The sequence below is a fragment of the Pseudoalteromonas sp. SG43-3 genome (assembly GCF_014164385.1).
Classification (GTDB): Bacteria; Pseudomonadota; Gammaproteobacteria; order Enterobacterales; family Alteromonadaceae; genus Pseudoalteromonas; species Pseudoalteromonas distincta.
In genome coordinates this window covers 1-22,377 of record NZ_JACJFC010000007.1, presented here as the reverse complement: position 1 = coordinate 22,377, position 22,377 = coordinate 1, and the positions used below count along the sequence as shown (strand labels likewise).

At 40.7% G+C, this 22,377-nt stretch carries 18 protein-coding genes; 3 read left to right on the top strand and 15 right to left on the bottom strand.

The window, feature by feature from the left end:
• Positions 1–63 precede the first annotated feature (63 nt).
• The 14 genes from H5157_RS07910 to H5157_RS07845 form a co-directional block, all read right to left on the bottom strand.
• Positions 64–1,551 carry a flagellin gene (locus H5157_RS07910; RefSeq protein WP_182712647.1) on the bottom strand — a complete coding sequence of 496 codons (1,488 nt, stop codon included), beginning with the start codon at positions 1,549–1,551 and terminating at the stop codon, positions 64–66.
• Between the two features lie 288 nt (positions 1,552–1,839).
• The gene (flgL, locus tag H5157_RS07905) at positions 1,840–3,093 is read right to left on the bottom strand and encodes a flagellar hook-associated protein FlgL (RefSeq protein WP_182712646.1); all 1,254 of its coding nucleotides are present in this window, start codon (positions 3,091–3,093) and stop codon (positions 1,840–1,842) included.
• A gap of 2 nt (positions 3,094–3,095) precedes the next feature.
• A complete protein-coding gene (gene flgK, locus H5157_RS07900; RefSeq protein WP_182724508.1) occupies positions 3,096–5,099 on the bottom strand; it encodes a flagellar hook-associated protein FlgK in 2,004 nt (667 codons plus the stop codon).
• A 1-nt stretch (position 5,100) separates the two neighbouring features.
• Positions 5,101–6,117, bottom strand: coding sequence for a flagellar assembly peptidoglycan hydrolase FlgJ (gene flgJ / locus H5157_RS07895; RefSeq protein ID WP_182724507.1), 1,017 nt, complete (start codon positions 6,115–6,117; stop codon positions 5,101–5,103).
• Positions 6,118–6,283: 166 nt separating this feature from the next.
• Complete coding sequence (locus H5157_RS07890; RefSeq protein WP_182693935.1) at positions 6,284–7,378, bottom strand: flagellar basal body P-ring protein FlgI; 1,095 nt, start codon at positions 7,376–7,378, stop codon at positions 6,284–6,286.
• A gap of 11 nt (positions 7,379–7,389) precedes the next feature.
• Positions 7,390–8,073 (bottom strand): flagellar basal body L-ring protein FlgH, encoded by a 684-nt coding sequence (gene flgH, locus H5157_RS07885; protein WP_002959418.1) that lies wholly within the window; start codon positions 8,071–8,073, stop codon positions 7,390–7,392.
• A gap of 16 nt (positions 8,074–8,089) precedes the next feature.
• Entirely contained in the window at positions 8,090–8,878 is a 789-nt protein-coding gene (gene flgG, locus H5157_RS07880; RefSeq protein WP_002959420.1) for a flagellar basal-body rod protein FlgG, read from the bottom strand.
• A 21-nt stretch (positions 8,879–8,899) separates the two neighbouring features.
• The gene (locus tag H5157_RS07875) at positions 8,900–9,643 is read right to left on the bottom strand and encodes a flagellar basal body rod protein FlgF (RefSeq protein ID WP_024589964.1); all 744 of its coding nucleotides are present in this window, start codon (positions 9,641–9,643) and stop codon (positions 8,900–8,902) included.
• Positions 9,644–9,800: 157 nt separating this feature from the next.
• The gene (gene flgE, locus H5157_RS07870) at positions 9,801–11,171 is read right to left on the bottom strand and encodes a flagellar hook protein FlgE (protein WP_182724506.1); all 1,371 of its coding nucleotides are present in this window, start codon (positions 11,169–11,171) and stop codon (positions 9,801–9,803) included.
• Positions 11,172–11,231: 60 nt separating this feature from the next.
• Positions 11,232–11,912 carry a flagellar hook assembly protein FlgD gene (locus H5157_RS07865; protein WP_002959427.1) on the bottom strand — a complete coding sequence of 227 codons (681 nt, stop codon included), beginning with the start codon at positions 11,910–11,912 and terminating at the stop codon, positions 11,232–11,234.
• A 13-nt stretch (positions 11,913–11,925) separates the two neighbouring features.
• Positions 11,926–12,357: a flagellar basal body rod protein FlgC gene (gene flgC, locus H5157_RS07860; RefSeq protein ID WP_010553247.1), complete on the bottom strand. Its 432-nt coding sequence runs from the start codon at positions 12,355–12,357 to the stop codon at positions 11,926–11,928.
• Between the two features lie 5 nt (positions 12,358–12,362).
• Positions 12,363–12,770, bottom strand: a complete 408-nt coding sequence (gene flgB / locus H5157_RS07855) for a flagellar basal body rod protein FlgB (protein WP_182724505.1) — start codon at positions 12,768–12,770, stop codon at positions 12,363–12,365.
• A 145-nt stretch (positions 12,771–12,915) separates the two neighbouring features.
• Entirely contained in the window at positions 12,916–13,746 is an 831-nt protein-coding gene (locus tag H5157_RS07850; protein WP_024599234.1) for a protein-glutamate O-methyltransferase CheR, read from the bottom strand.
• Between the two features lie 20 nt (positions 13,747–13,766).
• Entirely contained in the window at positions 13,767–14,699 is a 933-nt protein-coding gene (locus tag H5157_RS07845) for a chemotaxis protein CheV (protein ID WP_007581858.1), read from the bottom strand.
• 140 nt (positions 14,700–14,839) lie between these two features.
• On the opposite strand from H5157_RS07845, the gene flgA reads away from it, so the two are divergent.
• The 3 genes from flgA to flgN all read left to right on the top strand — a co-directional run bounded on the left by flgA (position 14,840) and on the right by flgN (position 16,368).
• Positions 14,840–15,547, top strand: a complete 708-nt coding sequence (flgA, locus tag H5157_RS07840; protein WP_007581857.1) for a flagellar basal body P-ring formation chaperone FlgA — start codon at positions 14,840–14,842, stop codon at positions 15,545–15,547.
• 76 nt (positions 15,548–15,623) lie between these two features.
• Complete coding sequence (flgM, locus tag H5157_RS07835; protein ID WP_002959436.1) at positions 15,624–15,944, top strand: flagellar biosynthesis anti-sigma factor FlgM; 321 nt, start codon at positions 15,624–15,626, stop codon at positions 15,942–15,944.
• Positions 15,937–16,368, top strand: coding sequence for a flagellar protein FlgN (flgN, locus tag H5157_RS07830; RefSeq protein ID WP_182672290.1), 432 nt, complete (start codon positions 15,937–15,939; stop codon positions 16,366–16,368). Before flgM ends, flgN begins: the two co-directional genes overlap by 8 nt.
• 174 nt (positions 16,369–16,542) lie before the next feature.
• Here flgN and H5157_RS07825 read toward each other — a convergent pair.
• Positions 16,543–22,377 (bottom strand): Ig-like domain-containing protein (locus H5157_RS07825; protein ID WP_182724504.1); only part of this gene is annotated, 5,835 nt, incomplete at its 5' end.

The window sequence follows — 22,377 nt, the reverse complement described above, 5'->3', positions numbered from 1 at the left end:
TATCCCCATAAAAAAAGGCTATGATATTAGCCTTTTTTAAATATTTAAAAAACAAGATTAAACTTAACCGCCAAGAAGGCTAATAGCCGCCTGAGGTATTTGATTAGCTTGAGAAAGAATTGAAGTCCCTGCTTGTTGCAATATTTGGTTTTTAGTCATATGCGCTGTCTCTGTCGCAAAGTCTGTATCTTGAATACGACTTCGTGATGCAGAAACATTTTCAGATATATTTGCTAGGTTACTAATTGTATGGCCAAAACGATTTTGCACAGCACCCAAATCAGCTCTTTGACTATCAATCTGAGCAATTGCACCATCAATTATAGATAGCGCATTTTGTGAACCTGATTGGGTTTGAATATCTATAGATCCAACAGTATCTAATTCAGATACATTAGCGGCGGTATCTGCACCTAATGTTACATCCCCAGCAGTAACAGAAAAAGCCTGAGTAGAGGATAGTCTAATGGTACCGGCAACTGAAGTAGAGTCATTACCACCACCAGTTAAAGTTATTGCTGTTGCACCAATTGTTCCATCATATTCGACACCTTTAGCTACAATAGTTCCTGTTCCTGTGGAATCTAAAAAGTCTTCAATCTTTATATTCTCACCAGATTCATCCGTTAGAATTAAATTCCCTGTCTCAGCAACGGCTGCAGAAACACCTGTTTCACCGGCTCGAGCGTTTACTGCATTAGCTATAGCAGTCATATCTGTTGTTGATGTTGGGTTTGCTGAAATAACATTACCATTTATTTTAAACGATAAGGCTCCTGCATTGCTCAACCCTGAAAGTTCAACTTGAGTTCTCGCATCTGCGGTAATACCAGTAGATTCTTGATTAGCATTTATAGAATCGGCAATAGTATTTGCACTTGCACCGGCTGCATTTGTAACAGGTGTGTTTGCACCATCCTTACCAACTAAAGTTAGACCACCGGCTGTAACACCATTAGCCGTTACTGAGCTTGCATCAGCTGCCGCAACTCCAGCTTCACCTAAGCCAGCAGCAGTCCCAGCTAAATCAAATGACTGAATACCAATATCACTTGCCGCAACACTATTTAATGACAAAGAAATAGTTTCATTTGCATTAGCCCCTACTTGAAACTGCTTAGTGCCAAAGTCACCATTAAGCAGCTGTTGCCCACCAAAAGAGGTAGTATCTGATATTCGAGTTAATTCGGTCTGTAATGCCGAAACCTCTTTTTGTAATGCCTCTCGATCAGAAGCGGAGTTTGAACCATTCGCTGATTGAAGAGCTAACTCTCGCATACGTTGGAGAATATTAGTAGATTCATTCATAGCACCTTCAGCAGTTTGTGCCATTGAAATACCATCGTTAGCATTACGCTGCGCAACCGCTAGACCGTTAATCTGAGTAGTCAACCGGTTTGAAATTTGTAGGCCGGCGGCATCATCTTTTGCGCTATTAATACGCATACCTGATGACAAACGCTCCATCGAAGTTGCTAAGCCTTCGCCAGATTTAGTTAAGTTACGTTGTGCGTTTAGTGACGACACATTAGTATTTACTGTTAATGCCATTTTACCATCTCCTAGGTTTAAACAGAGTGTGGTTCAACACGATTTAACAGGAACCACTGTTCGATAATTTCTTACAATAAGAAAAGCATTTACTGTGCCAACTTTAATTAATTTTTAAGCCATTGTTTTTTAGGTGAAAATATATAATTTATTGAATTGTAAATAAAGAGTGAAGTTGTTTAGAAGGGAGTGACATTTTTTTGCCGCGGTTTTGTAGCCAATTTTTGCCGCAAAATATTGCCGCTTTAAAGTAGGTAAAGCGGCAAGGTATTTCTGCTTATAATCTGCTTATAAGTAATCGAATAATGAAAGGTTAGTTAAGCGACCAAAAGTTGCTTGCGATGCTTGCAGTGCCGTTTCTTGCTTAGTCAGTTCGCTAATAGCTTCTGCCATATCAACTTCAACTAAGTTAGAGCGATTACTTTTATTTTGAATATCGAGTGCTAAGTTTGAATCACTTACTCTTTCAAGTGCATTCATACGCCCACCTAAACTTGCTTGGGTAAACACGACTTGCTCACTGGCGTTTTGTAATTGCACTAAGCCATCAGCAAGTACTTGCTGAAAGTCATCACCTTCAAGTGTGCCATCGTTAAGGCCGGTAATAAGTGCTTGTAGTGTATTGAGTACGTTTTCTTTGCCTGGTTTTTCAAGGCTAAAATCGAGTTGGCCTGGTGCAGTGCCTTCAAATTCAATTTTCATACCTGCAAAATCGATAGGCTCATCAGTAACTTCACCTGTTACTGCGGGGGTTAATGCTGCGCCGTCTCGGTATATTTCGTAGGTTTGTGGATCTGTTGCTGTAGCACCTGGGCTTACTAATACACTATATGTATTTGCAGTTGCTAGAGCTGTTGGGTCTGCGTTGTAATTTGCTTGATGAAACTTATCAAACTCAGCTTGGCCGTCAACATATACACTTGCCGCTGTAATAGAGCCTGAAACACTTGCCGTGTTAGATTCTACATTTAATCGCGCGTTAGTTTTTTCAAACGTATCAAAGCCGTTATCACTCGCTTTAATTGATACCCCTTCAGCTATAGTTATTTGGTGCTGGCCTTGGTCGCCATTATAGGTGTACATACCCGCTGCAGAATCAAACTGATAAGGCTGCGTGCTGTCTTGGTATCCTGAAAATATAAATTTACCGTCTTCTGATCGGGTGTTCATTAAGTTAGCTAACGTTTGTTGAATGCCACTAAGTTCTGATGCAAACGTCTTTAAATCGTCCTTAGTATAAACACCATTACCAGCCTGAATAGTGAGCTCTTGCGCTTGTTGAATATTACTATTTATACTTTGTAATACGCTTTCTTCTGTTTCTAGGCGGCCATTTAGCTGATCGATATTTTTAGTGTATTGCTCATTCGTTTGTATTTTATTTGAATACAGCATAGCTTGCGAAATAGCAGCTGGCGCTTCTGAAGTGGTTAAATACTTTTCACCTGTTGTTACTCGCTCTTGAGCATTTGCAACACCTTGTTGGTTGTCGAGTATTTTATTTATGTTGTTTTGGTACATTAAATTATTTGATAAACGCATAATTACCTCGCCGCATTTAATAAGGTGTCAAAAATTTCTTGAGCTGCTGCTAAAACTTGTGCTGATGCTGAATATGATTGTTGAAAACGCAGTAAATTTGCGGCCTCTTCATCTAGGTTTACACCCGATAACGACTCGTACCATGCCTCAGATTGCTGTGCTAGAGCATCAAATGCAGCCCCACTTGTGATTGCTTGGCCAGTTATAACACCTATATCACTCACTAATCCTGAATAAGCTTGGTTGAACGTTTTATGGTTGTCGGCCGTTGCTGTTGTTTCTACATTTAAACGGACTAACTCACCATTTTGTAAATCAGCTAATTTTAAACCATTACGGTTATCGTCAAAGCCGCCTTCGTTAAACTCAAGTGTAAAGGTATCGCCTGTTGCTGGTGTACCTTCTATATCAAAATCGAATCCGTAGGTATCAAATGGAGCACCCGCTTGCGATAACATTCCTTTTGCAGGAGGCGTAATAGTAAAAGTGCTCGTTCCGCTATTATCTGTAATTTGATATTCGTTAGCATTACCTGTTTTAACAAGCGTTATTTCACCGTTTGTTAAGCTTGGTGTTGAAGTAAATCCACCGGAGGTAACACTTGTTACTTCTCCCGCTGAAATAGTAGCGGTACCTATATTATTTAAATCGTTAGCAGTACGGATTGGCGATGCTAGTGCTAAATCTTCTGCGCGCCCTGTTGCAAGTGTAATACTTGAAGCAGCATCTGAATTAAGCTTTATTTGAAATTGATCCCCCTCAACACCAGCCCCAGATACATTTACTTGAAGACCAAATGATTCGCCTGAGGTTATAGTCGATGAATCAATAACACCTGACGATATATCAGCAAGTGAAGGCTGCCCCAGCGGATCGCCTTTGTTATCTATAGGCTGAATACTTACTTCGTTGGCATTGCCTGTATAGGTAATAATAAAGTCACTGGCAGGAAGTTCACTGCCCTTACCTGGCTCTACCGTTGCAGTCATACCAGCAGTGCCCGTGTTAGCTTGATACGCATATGCGCCAACGGTAGGTATATTAAAAATATTACCCCCTAGCTGACCTGTTGCATCCATACCCAATTTGTTTTGTTCGTTAAATGCATCAGCAATAGCTAAGCCCATTTGACCAATTTGGTTTTGCGCAGGGACTAATATGTCATCTCTAAAAGCAAGTAAACCGCCAATTTTGCCTTTAAGCTTGCTTACATCAACTTCAAGCGGCACAGCTTTGCCACCATTAACGTCAAGCGTGAATTCTTTAAAGTTAGGATCAGGATCCCCTGTCATCGAAAATAAGTTAAATGCGCCATTTTGCATAACAACCGCTTCGCCTGTGCCCATAAAAACGAGTTTTTCGCCATTTGGACCATCAAGCGTTTCTATGTCTATTAGCTCTGACAAGTCGCGTATTGCTTTATCGCGTTCGTTATAGGTAGAGCTGGCATCTGCGGCGTTATTAGTGCCATTAACTGCTGCAATATTTTGATTTAGCGTACTAATACTTTGAATGAGTGAGTTTGCTTCATCTGAAAATATTTCGAGCTGCTCGTTTACTATACTTTTTTGATCAAGCACGATGCCCGAAAGCCTATCCATTTGATCAATTAAACTTTGCGCATCTGTCATTACTAATGAGCGAGCAACAGTAGACGAAGGCTGATTTAACGCCTCTTGCACGTTATTAAATAAAGAGTTAATACCAGTCGAAAGGTTGTTCGACTCTTCAGAGAAAATAGTATCAACCCGATTAGCCTCAGTAATAAACTGATCGAAAAACGATTTATTAGAGGTGTCACGATTTAGCTGTGACTGAGCAAACTCGTTTAATAATCGGTATGTTTCGCCTCGCCCCACTTGGTTATCAACCATAGTGGTAAACTCTGTACGCTCACGCACATAGCCTTCGGTATTTACATTGGCGATATTTTTACTTGTCGTTTGCAGTAGCTCCGAGCTTGCTCTAACCCCAGAACTGGCAATGTTCAATAAATTAAACGACATGTTACTCTACTCCTTGGCGGATCACGTTTGCCGCAATGTCTTTTAGCTGACTGCTATTGAGCACTTTTTTTATTTTGCTGGCATAATTTGGATCGGTTGCATAACCTGCTTTTTGTAATGAATCTAAAAAGTCGTTTGGTTTAGCTGTATTTTGTAATGCTTCTTTGTAGCGTGGGTTTTGCGTTAAAAAATCAACGAAGTCGTTCACGCTGTCTTTAATTGAATCGTAGGCTCTAAAGCTGGCTTGTTTTTTAACGGGTGTACCTTGCTCAAACTCAAGCGTTATTTTGCTTGCTTTATCACCTTCCCAGCTTTTATCTGACTTAATATTAAACAAGTTATTTGAGCTGCCACCGTCACTTTTATTAATAATGTGTTTACCCCAACCGGTTTCAAGTGCCGCTTGTGCAACCATTACCGCAGGATTTAAACCAATTTTTTGCGCTGCCGTTTTAGCGTGTTCCCACACTGAACTTACAAACTCTTCTGCATTTTTAAATGTTGGGCTATAGGTTTTAGTCTCTGCAGTATCGACTTTAGGCTCAGCAATATCGGCTTTAGTACTCTTAACGATAAGATCGGGTTGCTTATTTTTTTGCTCATGAGGAAGAGCGGAACCGACTTGCGTATCGCTAAAAATATCGTTGGTTGTTCTAAGCACCGAGCCTGGCATAAAGTTTTTAGACTCAGGCGATAACTGCTGAACTATTAGATCGGCAAGGCCTAACGAGCCATTTGATGAAAGCTCTGTTGAAAGTTGCTGATCGTGCATTTCTTCAAAAAACTTTACGCCACTTGAATTAAATGGGCTGTCTTTGTCTTCAAATGCTTCGTTAGCTTTACGCATTCCTTTGAGCAACATTTGCGTAAAAATAGCTTCAAATTGTGCGGCCGCTTTTTTGAGCGCAGCTTTAGAGGCATCAGTTGATGCATCGCCACTCGTTAAGGCTTCTTTACGAAGTGAATCTAAGTTGCCTAAATCAAAAAAGTTTTGTTTATCGAGGTGATTAGTTTCCATCGGCTTTTTGACACAAAATGAATAATACAGTTAAAAATGCAAAAATTGAGCCACTACAGATAAAACAAGGAAGATAAAAATAATAAACTTAAGTTGCTGTAAATAAAAAGCCCTAATTTCAAAAATATAGGGCTTAAGTAATACGTTATTTATTGGCTTGAGTTATTTATATAACAACGAGCTGTCCGTTAATTGCGCCGGCTTCTTTTAGTGCTTCTAAAATAGCCATTAAGTCGCCAGGCGCTGCGCCTACTTCGTTAATTGCGCGAACTAAATCGTCAAGGCTTACACCTGGATTAAATACAAAGGCGCGCGAGTCATCTTGATTTACATCAATAATGCTCTGCTGCGTGACAACAGTATCACCGTTTGCTAGCGGGTTTGGTTGTGACACATTTTGTTGTTCTGCAATTGTTACTGTTAAGCCACCGTGAGTTATAGCGGCAGGCTGAAGCTTAACGTTTTTACCAATTACAATTGTACCTGTGCGCGAGTTAACTATAATTTTAGCGGCCATATCAGCTGGCTTAAATTCTAAGTTTTCGAGTGTTGATAAGTACGATACACGCTGGGATGCATCGCGTGGAGCTATAACACGAATAGAAACAGAATCAATTGCCTGTGCGCTATTTGGGCCAACTAAGTCATTAATTGTTTTTTCTAGGCGTTTTGCCGTTGTAAAGTCTGGGCGGTTTAAATTAAAAGTAATGTAATCGCCTTGCATAAATGGGCTTTCCACGGCGCGCTCAACTGTAGCGCCATTTGGTATACGACCAACTGTAGGGGTGTTAATTACAACTCTACTACCATCAAGGCCTTGTGCGCCTAAGCCACCGACAATTAAACTACCTTGTGCAATTGCGTACACGTTACCGTCTACACCCTTTAAAAAAGTTTGTAGTAAAGTACCGCCACGTAAGCTGCCTGCACTACCAATAGAAGAAACCGTAATATCGATTGCTTGCCCAGGCTTTCTAAATGCAGGTAATTCTGCATGTACCGCCACAGCGGCAACATTTTTAATTTTAGGGCTTTGAGTTGAGGGTAGCGTAATACCAAAGCTGTTCAACATGCCTCTAAAACTTTGTTGTGTGTATGAGTTTTGCTCGCCAGTGCCTGGCAAACCAACTACTAAGCCATAACCGACTAATTGGTTAGAGCGTACGCCTTCAACCATAGACACATCTTTTATGCGCTCAGCACTGGCAGTAAACTGCCAACCTAATAACACAACTAAACATAAAGCTTTAAGGCTATTCATGTTGTTACCCTCTAAAATGGAAACAGCGAACTGCTAAAGAAACGTGTAAGCCAACCAGGACTTTGCGCCTCTTGCGTTTGCCCTTTACCTGAGTATTGAATACGTGCATTAGCAATACGATTTGATTCAACCGTATTATCGGCGCTTACGTCTTGCGGGCGTACTAGCCCTTCTAAACGAATAAACTCTTCACCGGTATTAAGCGTTAGCCATTTTTCGCCGCGTATAACTAAATTACCGTTAGGTAAAACGCGCATTACATTAACCGAAATATCGCCCACTAAGCTGTTTGACTGGTTTGATTTTGAATCACCCGTAAACGACGAATCGCTGCCAATACCAAACTGGATACTATCGCCACCTATATTTACAGGTAGACCACCTAAGCCAATCACTGGGTCTAAGCTTGCGTCAGTTTCTTTGTCTGTTTCTGTTTTAGCGGCCTTTGTTGCTTGAGTAGACTCTTGCAATTTAACCGTAATTATATCGCCAGTACGTAGCGCTTTTTTATCGGAATATAAGTCGTTTGATGTATGAGTATTAAACAATGAACCTGTGGCTACCAGCGGCTCTAAAATGGGCTCGGGGTACATAGGTGCGTAGTAAGGGTCGTCCTGCACTACCTCACTATTTTGCGTAGACATACAGCCACTTAAAAATAATGTGCCCGCTGCAAATAAAATAATATTACGCATAATTCCCCCTATTCTATTAAAGCTGTTGATTGATATAACTCATCATTTCGTCAACGGCCGAAATTACTTTTGAGTTCATTTCGTAAATACGCTGAGTTTCTATTAGATTTACCAGCTCTTCAGTCACATTTACGTTAGATGTTTCGAGTGAGCCTTGAATAATACTACCTAACCCTTCAACACCAGGATTACCTTGTACAGGCGCACCACTTACAGCCGTTTCGGTATAAAGGTTTTGACCAATTGGCTCAAGACCCGATGGATTAATAAAGTCACTAATAGTCAGCTGACCAATTACAACGTTATCGGCTTGGCCTGCAACACGTACAGATACTTCGCCGTCTTGCGAAACCGTAATTGATTGCGCGTCATCAGGTACATTCATTTCTGGCTGAATAACGTAACCTGCGCCCGATGTTACAATTCGTCCATCGCCATCGGTAGTAAACTGACCATTGCGCGAGTAAGCAATATTGCCATCTGGTTGCAGTACTTCAAAAAAACCTTCGCCAGAAATCATCCAATCTAGTGAGTTTTCGGTGGTCAACATGTTGCCTTGCGTAAACTCTTTTTGGTTAGCTACAACTTTAGCACCCGCACCTAACATTAAGCCCGACGGCATTTCGGTATCTTGCGATGAACGACCACCTGGTTGATTAATATTTTGATAAAGTAAATCTTCAAATATAGCGCGGCTTTTTTTGTAACCTACGGTACTCGCATTCGCTAAATTATTTGAGATAACCGATATATCGGTTTGTTGAGCGTCTAGCCCAGTTTTACTGATCCACAATGCTGGATTCATAATCGTGTCCTCACTTTAAAGTTAAACTATGCGTAATAACTGATCTTGACGCTCGTCAATTTCTTCAGCTGTTTTCATTAATTTCACTTGTAATTCAAATTGGCGCTGGTGGCTTATCATGTCGACCATTTCGTGAACAGGGTTCACATTTGACATTTCAAGCGAACCACTTAAAACTTTTACATTGGCAGAGGTATCTACTGTTACATTTGCTTTTGGTCTGAATAAACCATCGTTACCTTTTTCGAGCTGGGAGCTATTTGCTTCTACCACTCTAAGCGTGTCTATTTCTTCTAAAAAGTTAGCGGGAGCGCCTTGCGGTCGAACTTGAATAGCGCCATCTTGGCTAAACCCTATTTTTTCGACTGGGACGGGTAAAATAACAGGTCCCCCTTCGCCAATAACTTGACGACCGTGGCTGGTTACGAGCATGCCTTGAGCAGTAATGTTTAACGTACCCACTTTTGTGTAAGCTTCATTACCGGAGGCATCTTGCACAGCAAGCCATGCATTATCGCTCATCGCGATATCTAAGTCTCGCCCGGTTTGAACAATGCCACCCGATACCATGTTTGAACCCGGACGCTCTTGCATTGAAAATACACGTGTAGGCAAACCTTCGCCAAACGCTTGCATAGAACGCGCCTGGGCAAAGTCAGCTTTAAATCCTGTTGTATTTGCATTCGCCAAATTATTGGCTTTAAGCGCAAGCCCTTGTAGGCTTTGCTTAGCGCCAGAGGCCGCAATGTAGACCATTTTGTCCATAGTATCGACTCACATAAAAAATCTCTGAACTTATAAATGCAAAATAGGTGCCAGATTAAATTTGACGCAACATTGAGAGGTATTTAGAAGGGCTTACAAAGAGGACTTATAAAAAAGGCTGCAAAAATGCAGCCTAATATATTTAATGGGGTTTAGCTTATCGAATCTGCAAAATACTTTGCTGAATAGTTGAGTTAACTTCAAGCGCACGTGAGTTTGCTTGGTAATTACGCTGTGCAGTAATTAAGTCTACAAGCTCGTTTGTAAGATTAGTATTTGATTGCTCAAGCGCTGATGAGTTAATTCCACCAAACGTACCCGAACCGGCTTCACCCGCTACAGGTTCACCTGAATCAATACTTTGCTTCCAGCTTGTATCACCCACTTGTGATAACCCTTGTGAATTTGGAAAACGTACCATAGCCACTTGGCCTAGGAATGTTGAGTCACCATTACTGTAAGAAGCGACAATTTTACCGTCTGTTCCTATATCAATTCCGGCTAAACGACCTACTGTTGAGCCATCTTGATCGAGTGCTTTTACTTCAAAACCACTTGAATACTGAGTTGGGATACGTCCAGCTGTGTTGTTTTCATCGCGCCAGTTAAGCTCAATACCAGTACCTGGGAAAGTTGCACCATTGTCTAGTAATGTTGATAAGCCAGTACCAGAACCCGCTGGTAGTAGTATTTCATCAAAAGTAGTTGTATTTGTATTTGCTACACCGCCTGTTGTTGATGGTAAACCACTTGAGTTAAAACCTAGGGTGGTCAGTGGTGTATAAGGTGTCGTTGTTTGTTCTCCACCAGTTGTGGCATCAACTACTTTGCCATCGAGTGTTGCGTATACTTCCCAACTGTTATCTGTACCACCTGCTGCGGCATCATCTTCTTTAGCAAAAAAGTATTGTAAAATGTGTGGTTCACCTAGTGAATCATATACCGTTGTTGACGTAGATGAGTTATAAGTACCACTAGATGTTGGGTCAAAAGCAATACCCGGAGCATCTGCTGTTGCATCTAAGTTAAACGACAAAAATACATTTTCTGTTGCGCGAGGTGAACCAGACGAATCAGGGATTTGAATTGGATCAGTTGTGCTCAAACTTACCGACGTTGTATCACCTGTAGATGAGTCAACAGGGAATGCTTGTAAAAAGTTACCTTTTGCGTCAACCATAAAGTTATCTTGGTTAAGCTTAAATGCACCCGCACGTGTATATGTTAAATCTTGCGAAGATAAATCGTCTGTCATCGCAAAATAACCTTCACCAGTGATTGCTAAATCAAGTGAGTTATTTGTAAATTGTAGTGAGCCTTGATGAAACTGCTGCGCAACCATGGTTGTTTGCACACCGTCACCATTTTTAGTCTTACCAGAGCTAAATACTGACGATGCGTAAACATCGGCAAACTCAGCGCGTGACTCTTTAAAACCTGTGGTATTAACGTTTGCAATATTATTTGCAGTTACGTCTAAATCTTTTTGTGCGGCAGCTAAGCCAGTTAATGCAATATTGAAGCTCATAATTCACCTCTAACCTGTTAATATTTAGCCTGCTGACAGGCGAAGTATAATTAAAATTTATTACGCGATTTCTGCGACGTCTGTCAACCTAACCGCACCTTCTTTAGTGTTAATAATAATGCCACTTGAGCCATTAATATTAACGCTTTCAATGTTCTTAAATGTAGCAATGGGTAAGCTTGAAAATTCACCGTCAGTACTTCCTTCTGCGGTTACTGAGTATTCACCTTCAGGTAAACGCTCACCAGCTTCATTTTTGCCATCCCACGCAAAACGTACCGCACCTGCTGGCTGAGAACCCATATCAATAGTTCTTACTAGCTGACCTGATGCATCAGTAACTTTAATTTTTAAGTTATCAACGGCTTCTTCTGCCACTGCAGAGCCTCTGGCATCACCTGTTTCATTTAAATCCAGGGTGTTTGACTCTAGTAAAGCTTGTTTGCCTACAAGTGTAGATGCTTGCAGTGCTGAATTAGATGTCATTGAAGAGGCTAAAGATTCAAAGTTAGTATTTAAATCTGTAATCCCTTGCGCCATCGTAAAGCTGGTCATTTGAGCAATCATTTGGTCATTATCCGCAGGGTTACTGGGATCCTGATACGATAATTGCTGAGTTAACAAAGAGAAAAAGTCTTCTTGTGTTAACGCATCACTCTCATTATCACTGGTAGCAACTTGTTGCTCTTGCCAGCGTATAGAGTCTAAATAGGATGAAGATGTACTAATATCGTTACTCATAACCTACCCTCGGTTACCGCTGCCCTAGCAACAGTGTTTTACTTAGCATTTGCTTAGCTGCATCAGCAACTTGCACGTTTGTTTGGTAAGAACGAGAGGCAGAAATCATATTTGCCATCTCCTCTACAACATTAACGTTGGGTTTATAGATATAGCCATTTTCATCCGCACTTGGATGGTTTGGGTTATATTCAATTTGTAATGGAGCATCGCTTTCAACAATGCCCAAAACTTTAACACCAACTGCGGAGCCCTGCTGGTTACTTGCTGATGCTGAAGCTTTTGTTAGCTCAGCCGCAAATACAGGTTGGCGCGCTCGGTACGTTTTATCTTGAGATGAACTAATGGTATTAGCATTAGAGATATTACTAGCTGTGGTATTTAAGCGAACATTTTGTGCGCTCATACCCGAACCTGCAATATCGAAAACATTATATAAACTCATAATTTTTATCCTTGACTACCGAGAGCTTTATTCAGACCTTTGAATCTGCCGCTTAAAAATTGCAAGCTGGCCTGATACTCCATAGCATTCTGTGTATACAAGTTTCGTTCCACTTGTATATCAACCGAGTTACCATCGCCTGTATCTGATTGATTTGGCGAACGAAATGATTCAGAGCTGCCCATACTACGAGTACCTCCACCAATGTGTTTATCATTAGTTCTTACCATAGTATTGCCGCTTTGCTGAGTTGACCTTGCCGCTTTTAAAGCTGAGGCAAAGTCTATATCTTTTGCTTTATAGCCAGGCGTATCAGCGTTAGCTATATTAGTTGCAATTAATTCTGCTCGCTGTGAACGTATCAACATGGCTTGCGGATGCACACCTAATGCTTTATCAAAACTGATAGCCATAACCTTCTCCAAAAAATTGACTTACCCATGAATAAAGCAAAAAATAAGCCATTAATATTAGTAAGTGTTATATTTTTATAAGGTTATGTATCTAAATAGAAAAACGACGCTGAGGGCGTCGTTTTAGGGAAATGGATTAACTTAGTTATTTCTTTTGGTAAATGATACCGGGGTTGCATCTAACCATATCATATTCAGTACTTAGGCCTGTTAGGGACTCTGACGCGCCTAAAAATAAATACCCTTTTGGGTTTAATGCTTGTGCAAACTGATTAATAATTTTAGCTTTTATTTCAGGCGCAAAGTAAATAAGTACATTACGGCAAAAAATAATATCAAACTTGCCCATTAACGCGTAAGAATCAAGCAGGTTTAGGTGCCTAAAACTAACTTGTTTTTTTATTGTATCGTTTACTTGTGCCATACCATTGCCGCTGTCTTTAAAAAACTTTTTACGACGCTCTGCAGATAACCCTCTGGCAAGTGCAAGCGCGTCATATTCTGCATTTTTACACATATCAAGCATGGTATTAGATATATCGGTACCAATAATTTGTGCCCCCATACGAAGCACACCTGGTTGCTTGGCGTTAAATTCAGCTACTGACATAGCTATTGAATAGGGTTCTTGTCCTGACGAGCTGGCAGCAGACCAAATTTTTAAAGGCCTCCTTAAGTCTTTAAACTCAGGAAAAAGCTTATTTTGGAGCAACTCAAATGGGTATTGATCTCTAAACCACAAAGTTTCGTTTGTGGTCATTGCATCAACTACAGCGGCTCTTAATTGCCGCTCGTGAGGCCCAAGTGTTTTACTAACCAACTCCGATAAAGATCCCACATTAAATCGAGTCATTAACGGAGCAAGTCGGCTTTTAACTAAATACTGTTTATTTTCACCTAAAACAATGCCGCATTGCTGCTCTAAAAACGAACGAAACTGGTCGTATTCACTTTGCTGCAAATCTTTATTATTCAAGTTAGTAGCACCTATTTTTGTTAATCACAATGAACCCACTTTTTAACCGCTGTTGCTAATTCGTCTGGGTTAAATTTAGCAATAAAGTCATCAGCCCCTACTTTTTCAATCATCGCTTGGTTAAAAACACCACTCAGAGAGGTATGCAAAATAACATGCAAAGGTGCAAGTTTGGGATCTGCTTTTATTTCAGCTGTTAAGGTATAGCCGTCCATTTCTGGCATTTCAACGTCTGAGATGAGTAACGCTACCCGCTCAGTAATATCGTTTTTACAATCAAGCTCTGCTATTTCTTTTAATCTTATAAGTGCTTCTTTACCATTTTTGGCAAGCTCTGTTTGCACGCCTAACGGCTCTAGGGCACGTTTAACTTGATTACGCGCAACAGCAGAGTCGTCTGCAATAAATACGATACGTTCGCCTAAATCTTTTTGAATATCGCCACTTTGTGCAACTTCAGCACTTACTTCTGTGTTTACTGGGCAAATTTCGTTGAGAATTTTTTCTACATCGAGAATTTCCACTAATTCATTTTCGATTTCGGTCACTGCCGTTAAATATGAATAACGTCCGGCGCCTGATGGCGGTGGCATTATTTTTTCCCAATTCATATTTACAATACGTTCAACTCCGCCCACTAAAAACCCTTGCACAGAGCGATTGTATTCAGCAATGATTATAAAGCTGTCTTTAATGTTGTCGATTGGGCGCCCACCTACAGCCATTGATAAATCAATAACCGAAATGGTTTGACCACGAATATGTGCAACACCACGAATATACGGATTAGATTTTGGCATGCTTGTTAGTGGAGGACATTGCAGCACTTCTCTCACTTTAAATACATTAATACCAAAACGCTGACGCCCTCTGAGCTTAAATAAAAGTAATTCTAGGCGGTTCTGCCCAACCAACTGTGTGCGTTGGTTTACTGAGTCTAAAATGCCTGCCATTCAAATCTCCTAAAGAAAACAAATAATACGGAACGATAATTGCTTTCTATTTATAAAGCTACATAACATCGCGGGTGCGTCTACTTTTTGACGCAAAATATTTATACCCTGTTTGAAACCATAAGCATAGTCGAAACATTATGAGTTTGTTAAAAAAAATCAGAAGATACAGTGTTTTTTATTTTGTTACTAGCTTGTGCTTTGTATTCCCTTTGCAAGCTAAAGTGTTTAGTAAAGATTTATTACAAGACATGGCCGTTGCTTACATAGCTAAGCAAATTGGTACATTACAAAATACTAATACTCAATTAAGTGCTCTGCCTTTAGACAGTCGCATTCCTGATCGTGTCTGTAATACAGAGCTTGAATTATCAACATCCGATGAGCCACCATTTAACCGCCAAGTAACCTTACAAGCCAAGTGCAATGATGCGCAAACGTGGGCTCAATACGTTCATGTAAGAGTTGTTGAAATGGCCCCAGTTGTTGTTGCCACTGCTAATTTAACTCGTGGTGAAGTAATAACTAAATCGCATTTAAGTATTGAAATGAAACCAACTCACTTTGTACGAATTCAGTACTTAGATGACCCTACAATGCTAATAGGCAGCAGAAGTAAACGAAATATTAGAAGTGGTATGCCAGTATTACTAAACCAAATTTGTATGGTGTGTAAAGGTGACTCTGTTAATATTTACGCTAATCTCAGAGGCCTTAGAATTAAAACCACAGGTATTGCTTTAGAAGACGGTACTTTGGGCGAACAGATACAAATAAAAAACAAAAAATCAGGTAAAGTTTTAAATGCGCGAGTAGATGGTGTAGAGTCTGTTCAAGTGAATATTTAATTTAGATTTATACTAAAGTATCCCACGTATATGCCGATAACATGGCATAAGTTGGGTAATATACGGGTTTATTATTATGGTTAATCAAGTTAATGGCAGTAATCAACAAGCTAATGCGCTTACAAATGCAAAGCAGCAACAAGTTGATTTAAAAAAAGATAACGCAAATACACAAGCTGCTCAGGCCCCTTCGCCTAAAGCTGCTAGTGATTCTGTAAGTTTAACGCCGCAGGCACAGCAATTAAAAACGCTTCAAGATAAAGCGCAGCAATCGCCTGGCTTTGACAGCGATAAAGTTGCTGAGCTAAAAAAAGCAATAACTGAAGGTAAATACCAAGTGGATAGTGAAAAGCTTGCTAAAAACTTAGCTGATTTTGAGTTTAACGTGTATGGCTGATCATAATAGTTTAATTAGCGTAAAACTAAACCAACAAGTAAGTTGTTTAGATTCTTTGCATACGCTATTAAACGATGAGCTTACTGCTATTGCCTCACGACGTGGTGCTGGTTTAAAAGAAATTGCCCAACAAAAAATGTCTTTTTTAACTAAGCTAAGCACTCTAGATAAAGAGCTAAGTAAGCTAATTGCCAGTAACGATACACAAAATCCTGAAATATCTGAGCTAATAAGCCAAGTTAAAACTCAACTTGCGCAATGCCAAAAACAAAATAATGTTAATGCTCATGCTGCCCGTCAAGCGCAACTTAGTGTTAAACAATTAAAAGAGATATTAATTGGCGCACCAACGTCAATGACCTACGACCAAGCCGGTAAATCTGTAAATACCGAGAGTAAACTGGTTCGTAATTTAAAAGCGTAAGCCCAAAATTTGACATTAAAAAAGCCTTATTGATTTATCAATAAGGCTTTTTTAATGTCCTTGTCTCGTCCTGAAATGTGTTTACACATTTAGGATTTATTATGACCAAGTCAAATAATATCAATTTTCTTAATAATGTAAGCCCCCTTAATAATTAAGAGGGCTTTATTGAGATTAAATATCCGTTTGATTATTACTACTTTCAATTAAGTGTTTAATCATCTCTTCCGATTGATTTTGTACATCAACCGCAGGCGCTGCTGCATCAATGCTTCCCCCACTTTGAGCTGGAGTATAAGCAATTGCAGAGCCTTCTTCATCAAGTAGATTATTTAAAGCAACTAACTGCTCTGTTTCAGAGTCAATTATTACATCGTTTATGCTTAGTGGTTCTGCTTCACTAACTCCTACCACCTGTTCTGGCGTGCTTGCTATTGTTCCTACATTTGCTAAATTAATGGTTTCGGTGTTTAACACTTCATCACCTTGCGTATCACCCAATGCTGACTCTTCGCTAAATGACGCTGGCATAATGTCGCCAGCACCTGAGCCTGATTCAGAGGTGTAAATATTGCCGGACTGCTCTACCTCGTCACCCGTATTTTTAATCAAGTAGTTTCCGACTTCATCAACAGTAACAAAATAATATTGCTCCCCTCCACCAATGTTTAGGTTGGCTAAGTTTAAAAACCCTCCCCAATCTCCATTGCTATCTGAAGTAAAGCTCCTTGAAAGTTCTAATACATCTAAATCTAGACCGAGTAAGTCAATGCCTAATAACGAAGAGCCAATAATGTATACTTCAGTATCTGGCTCTGTTGTCCCTTCAACTGATGGGAGTACAATACCTAATATTCCTGAACTAAAATCAGTAACCTCAAAACCTATTGGCGTGGTATCAATAACCAATCCAGATATACTACCGCTTGAAGTTGTATTACCTGATGTATCAGTTGCTACGGCTGTTACTGTGTACTCCCCATCAGCTAAGTCAGTATTAGCTGTAGCACTCCATACACCCGATGCATTAACAGTTTTTATTAATACAATACTTTCAGTTGGACCATTAAAGGTAACAGTTACAGACTCACCTGGAGCGGCAGTCCCCGTAACAAGCGGTGTTTGATCTGCGGTTAGCTCTAACCCCGAGTCAATTGTAATACCTGAGTCAATTGCGCTACTTGATGATTGCGTACCGATATTACCTGCACCATCAGCAATGCTTACATCTACGCTGTAGTTGCCCTCAGGAAGTACTTCTGCTGATGTCACACTCCACGTCCCATCAGCTCCAACTGTTGTTTGAACATTGTGAGTGGCACCAGCTGAATCAGTAAACATAACTATAACCGCTGCACCTGCAAAGCTTCCAGTAACTGACCCCGTAACAGTAGGCGTTGTATCTTGCCCTACCAATATTGGATCTATGACTACAGTTGGCGCTGTGTAGTCTGTGCTTGAAACCATAGTATCGCTTGATGAGTTACCCGCAGCATCACTCACTGTCGCAGTAGCACTAAAACCACCTTCACTAAGCGCGGTGGTAGCTGTTACTGACCATGTGCCATTTCCTGAAACTTGAGCGGTAATAGTTTGTGAATCGTTATTAGCATCAGTAATAACAACACTCACATTTGTACCTGCTGGTGCATCACTTATACCTGTTATAGTCGGTAGCGGGTTATTGGTTACAGATAATTGATCAACTTCAACTGTTGGTGGTGTTAAATCAATTATTCCACCAAGACTTGTAGAGCTTGAAAGCCCTAAGTCTTCAACTGTAGCACTTACAGTAAAGGCGCCTTCAGCTAATGGTGTTGTAGGTATTAGAGTCCACATACCTGCTATAGCCGTTGTATTATAAGTGGTAGCGGTACCGTCACTGTCAGTAATAACGACTTCTACATTACCGTTTATTACATCGGTAGTACCACTAATAGTAGGGGTTGTATCGCTTGTATCTATTATTGGATTGATTAGTAGGCTCGGTAAAGTGGTACTAACAGTGCCAGTTTGCGTTACTGTGGCTATATTTCCAGCATCATCAATACTAATAGCTTCTATGGTTAAATCGCCCTCAGCAAGTAAAGGGGTAACAACAAACCACGTGCCATCTCCTAATACCGTTGTGGTAACTTCATAAAGTGTGTTTGTAGAGTCGGTAACATTAACCGTAATTAAGCTACCTATTTCTTCGTCACTGGTGCCAGTAATAGTAGGCGTTAATGTATTAAGTACACCAAAGGCGTCTATTTCTAACGTTGGTGGAATGGTGTCTATAGTTACTTGTTCAATGACTGACTGCCCAGTATTACCTGCGGCATCAGTAATACTCGCATACACATCATAAACACCATCTGATAAGCTGGTGGTTACTAATGACCACGTGCCATCGCTACCAACTACAGCATCAAATACTGTTTCATCACCATTGCTACCAATAACTGTTACGTCAATGTCTGTACCGGGTGTTTCTTCCGATGTACCTGAAATTGTTAATATATCAGTGTTGCTAATGCTCAGTGGTAAAATTCCAACCACTGGCACTAGCGTATCAACGACGAATTCAAGCGTATCAGTAACTACGTTTTCTGCTTCATCTGTAATGCTTACATTAGCCACATGTTGCCCTTCAGTTAGTACATCTACCTCGAGTGAAAATAATCCAGCTGCATTAACCGTAGTGGTTAAAACTGAACCACCATCAAGTTGTATTTCAACAACACCATTAATTAAATCACTGGTACCTTGGATAATTGGCGTTGAATCCGATGTTGTACCAATAACCTGTAAGCCAAGTGTCGGCGATATTGTATCTACAACTCCGTCAAGTAGTTGCGTGGTAGTAATGCCGACCTCACTTAATACGTCAACTGTTATGCTAAATGTACCTTCAGCCAATGATTGAGGTACCTGTACTACCCACGTATTGTCATCTTGTACTATTGCAGTAAGCTCTTGTACTACATTTTCGCTATCCACCACTCTAACTAGCACTTCAGTGCCTGGTGCTTGGTCGGTCGTACCACTAATTATTGGTAAATCGCCTTCTCCAGTTACAAAGTCAACCACCGCATTCAGTACTGGGGTTGAAGCGTCTACATCAGCCGTAGTTATAGTGGTTGTATTACCAGCATCATCAGTTGCAGAAGCTTCAACAACCGATAAGCCAATAACATTAACTGCTAGGCCTAATAGCTCCCAATCACCATTTGCATCTGTGGTTACATCGTATGTTAAATCGAGTAAATCACCTGCAAGCTCTAGAGTAACCGTAACGGTTTTACCTTCGCCCAAATCAGATGTACCAGATAAAGAAACCAACTGACCTAATAGGAAGGAAGGCACAATTGTTAGCTCTGGTCCCACAGTATCAACCTCACCACCGGTTTTATTGTCGACTGAAGTATTGCCCGCAGCATCGCTAATAGTTGCACTAACACTGTAAACCCCCTCTGCTAAAATATTATCAGCAGCCGCTTGCCAGTCTCCATTCACATCGGTTTGAACGGTCATTTGATGCGATGCACCAGCTGAGTCCGTAAACGTAACTAAAACGTTTGTATTTGGCTCGTTTGATGTGCCATTAATTAATGGCGTGCTGTCTTGGGTAAGTATTAATGAACTTTGATTAATACTAATTTCGGGAGCAATTGTATCAATGGTTGCTGTATTTGTTGCGTCCCCGGTATTACCCGCGCTGTCAGTAACAAATACTTCAACTGAATAATCTCCTTGTGAAAGAGAATTACTTGCCTCTACAGACCATATACCACCCGTTTGAACAGTTGTATTTACAGTGTGCTCATTACCTTGTGCATCAGTGAATACCACTGCAACAGCATCACCCACATTAGCACCTGTCACACTTCCTGAAATACCTGGAGTTAGATCGGTACTTCCAGCAATATCGTTAATAGTCACAACAGGTGCTGTTATATCAACTTCCCCTGTAATACTTGTGTTTACAGGATTACCTGCAGTATCTGTTGTTGAAGCTAAAACCGTGTAAGTGCCCTCGCTCAACTCTGTACTTGCAGCGACTGACCATGTGCCATTTGCACCAACAGTAGCATTAACCGTTTGCTCTACACCTAAGCTATCTGTAATTAAAATAGCGACTATGGCGCCTTGTGGAGCTGTAGTTGTGCCTGAAATTGTTGGCGTTGTATCATTTGAAATTGTAAGCGGTGTAATATTAAGTGCTGGTGGAGTTAAATCGATAACACCGCTACCTGTTGTATTACTCGTTAAGCCTCCTTCAGTTACACTTGCCGAAACAGTAAATTCACCTTCAGGTAGAATATCTGTCGCATCAACACTCCAGATCCCACCTACCACAGTTGTAGTTACAGTATGTGAAACGTTATTAACGTCAGTTATGACAACCGTGATTTCTGTGTTATCTGCCGCACTACTTGTGCCTGATATTGCTGGTGTTTGATCGTTTGTATCAACAATTGTATTAATATTAATTGTAGGCGCATTGGTATTTAACGTTGCGGTACTATTTGCAACTGATTCATTCCCTGCGGCATCAGTAACACTTGCAGAAACTGTAACTTCACCATCAGTCAGTGCATCTGTAATATCTACAGTCCAAGCACCACCTGCACCAACAACAGTTGTGTAAGTCTCGGTACTATCTCCATCGGTCACAGTTACTGTAATACTCGTGTTTTCAGGTTCATTGGATGTGCCTGAAATAGTTGGCGTGCTGTCATTAATTGTACCTAATGCGTTTATAGTAATACTTGGTGCTTGAGTATCAATAAAGCTCGAGCCTGTATCCACACCTTGATTGCCAGCATCATCGGTAATACTTACCTCTACATCATAATTACCATCAGGCAAGCTTGGCGCCGTAACTTGCCAATCGCCGTTAGTATCAACTATTGCGGTTAAAGTATGTATATCACCGTTGCTATCTGTAATAACTATATCGACCACCGTATCCTGTGGTTCAGTTGTAGTGCCACTTATAATTGGTGTCTCAGTGTTAAATACAGTTATATCATTAAGTACAATAACAGGTACTTGGGTATCAATTGTTAAATTAATTGTCGTGTTGCTGATATTATTAGCGTCATCGGTAACACTTACTTGAGCCGTATAATCACCATCAACAAGTGCTACGGGGACATCTACTTGCCAATTGCCATCAGTACCCACAGTTGCTGTTAGTGTTTGACCACCAATAATAATGCTTACATCAGCACCAATCTCATTACTCGTGCCTGAAATTGTAGGGGTTGTATCTATTGTCGCGTTAACTTCGTTCACAATTAATGTAGGAGCAACGCTATCTATTTCACCTTGAGCCTGCTGCGTTGTTAAATTACCAACACTGTCTCTAACCTCTGCAACAACAGTGTATTGACCTTGCGCTAGCTCTGCTGGTACATCTGCTGACCAGTCGCCACCGGCTTGAACTGTCGCAGTAAACGCTTGGCTTTCTCCTTCACTATCAGTCACGGTTATATTAATTACAGTGCCTTGCCCCATATCGGTGGTGCCGCTAATTACTGGCGTACTGTCATTAGATAAAGCATCGACACTAACTGTTAGGTCTGGTGCCACGTTATCAAAATCAAGTGTATTGATTGTTCTGACATTACCAGCGGCATCCGTTGCACTGGCAGTCACATAGGCAAGGTTTAGTAAAGGTACTGTTATGTTTGCAAGCCCCCAGGTACCATCAGGATTTGTCGTTGCTGTATAAGTTGCGCCAACTAACCCACCAACTAGGTACTCTGTAATAGTGATTACAGAGCCTCCTGGTAAATCAGAATCCCCCGAAAGAGAAACTAAATTACCTAATAAAAACGATGGAATAATTTCAAGTTCAGGAGCAGTTACATCCACTTCGCCACTGTCAGTGCCGGTACCTGTGTTGCCCGCGGCATCGGTGATGCTGGCGCTAACGCTATAATTCCCTTCGGCTAATGTGCCTGTTGGTGTCGCACTCCAGTTACCATTGGCATCGGTTTGTACATCAATGCTTTGAGT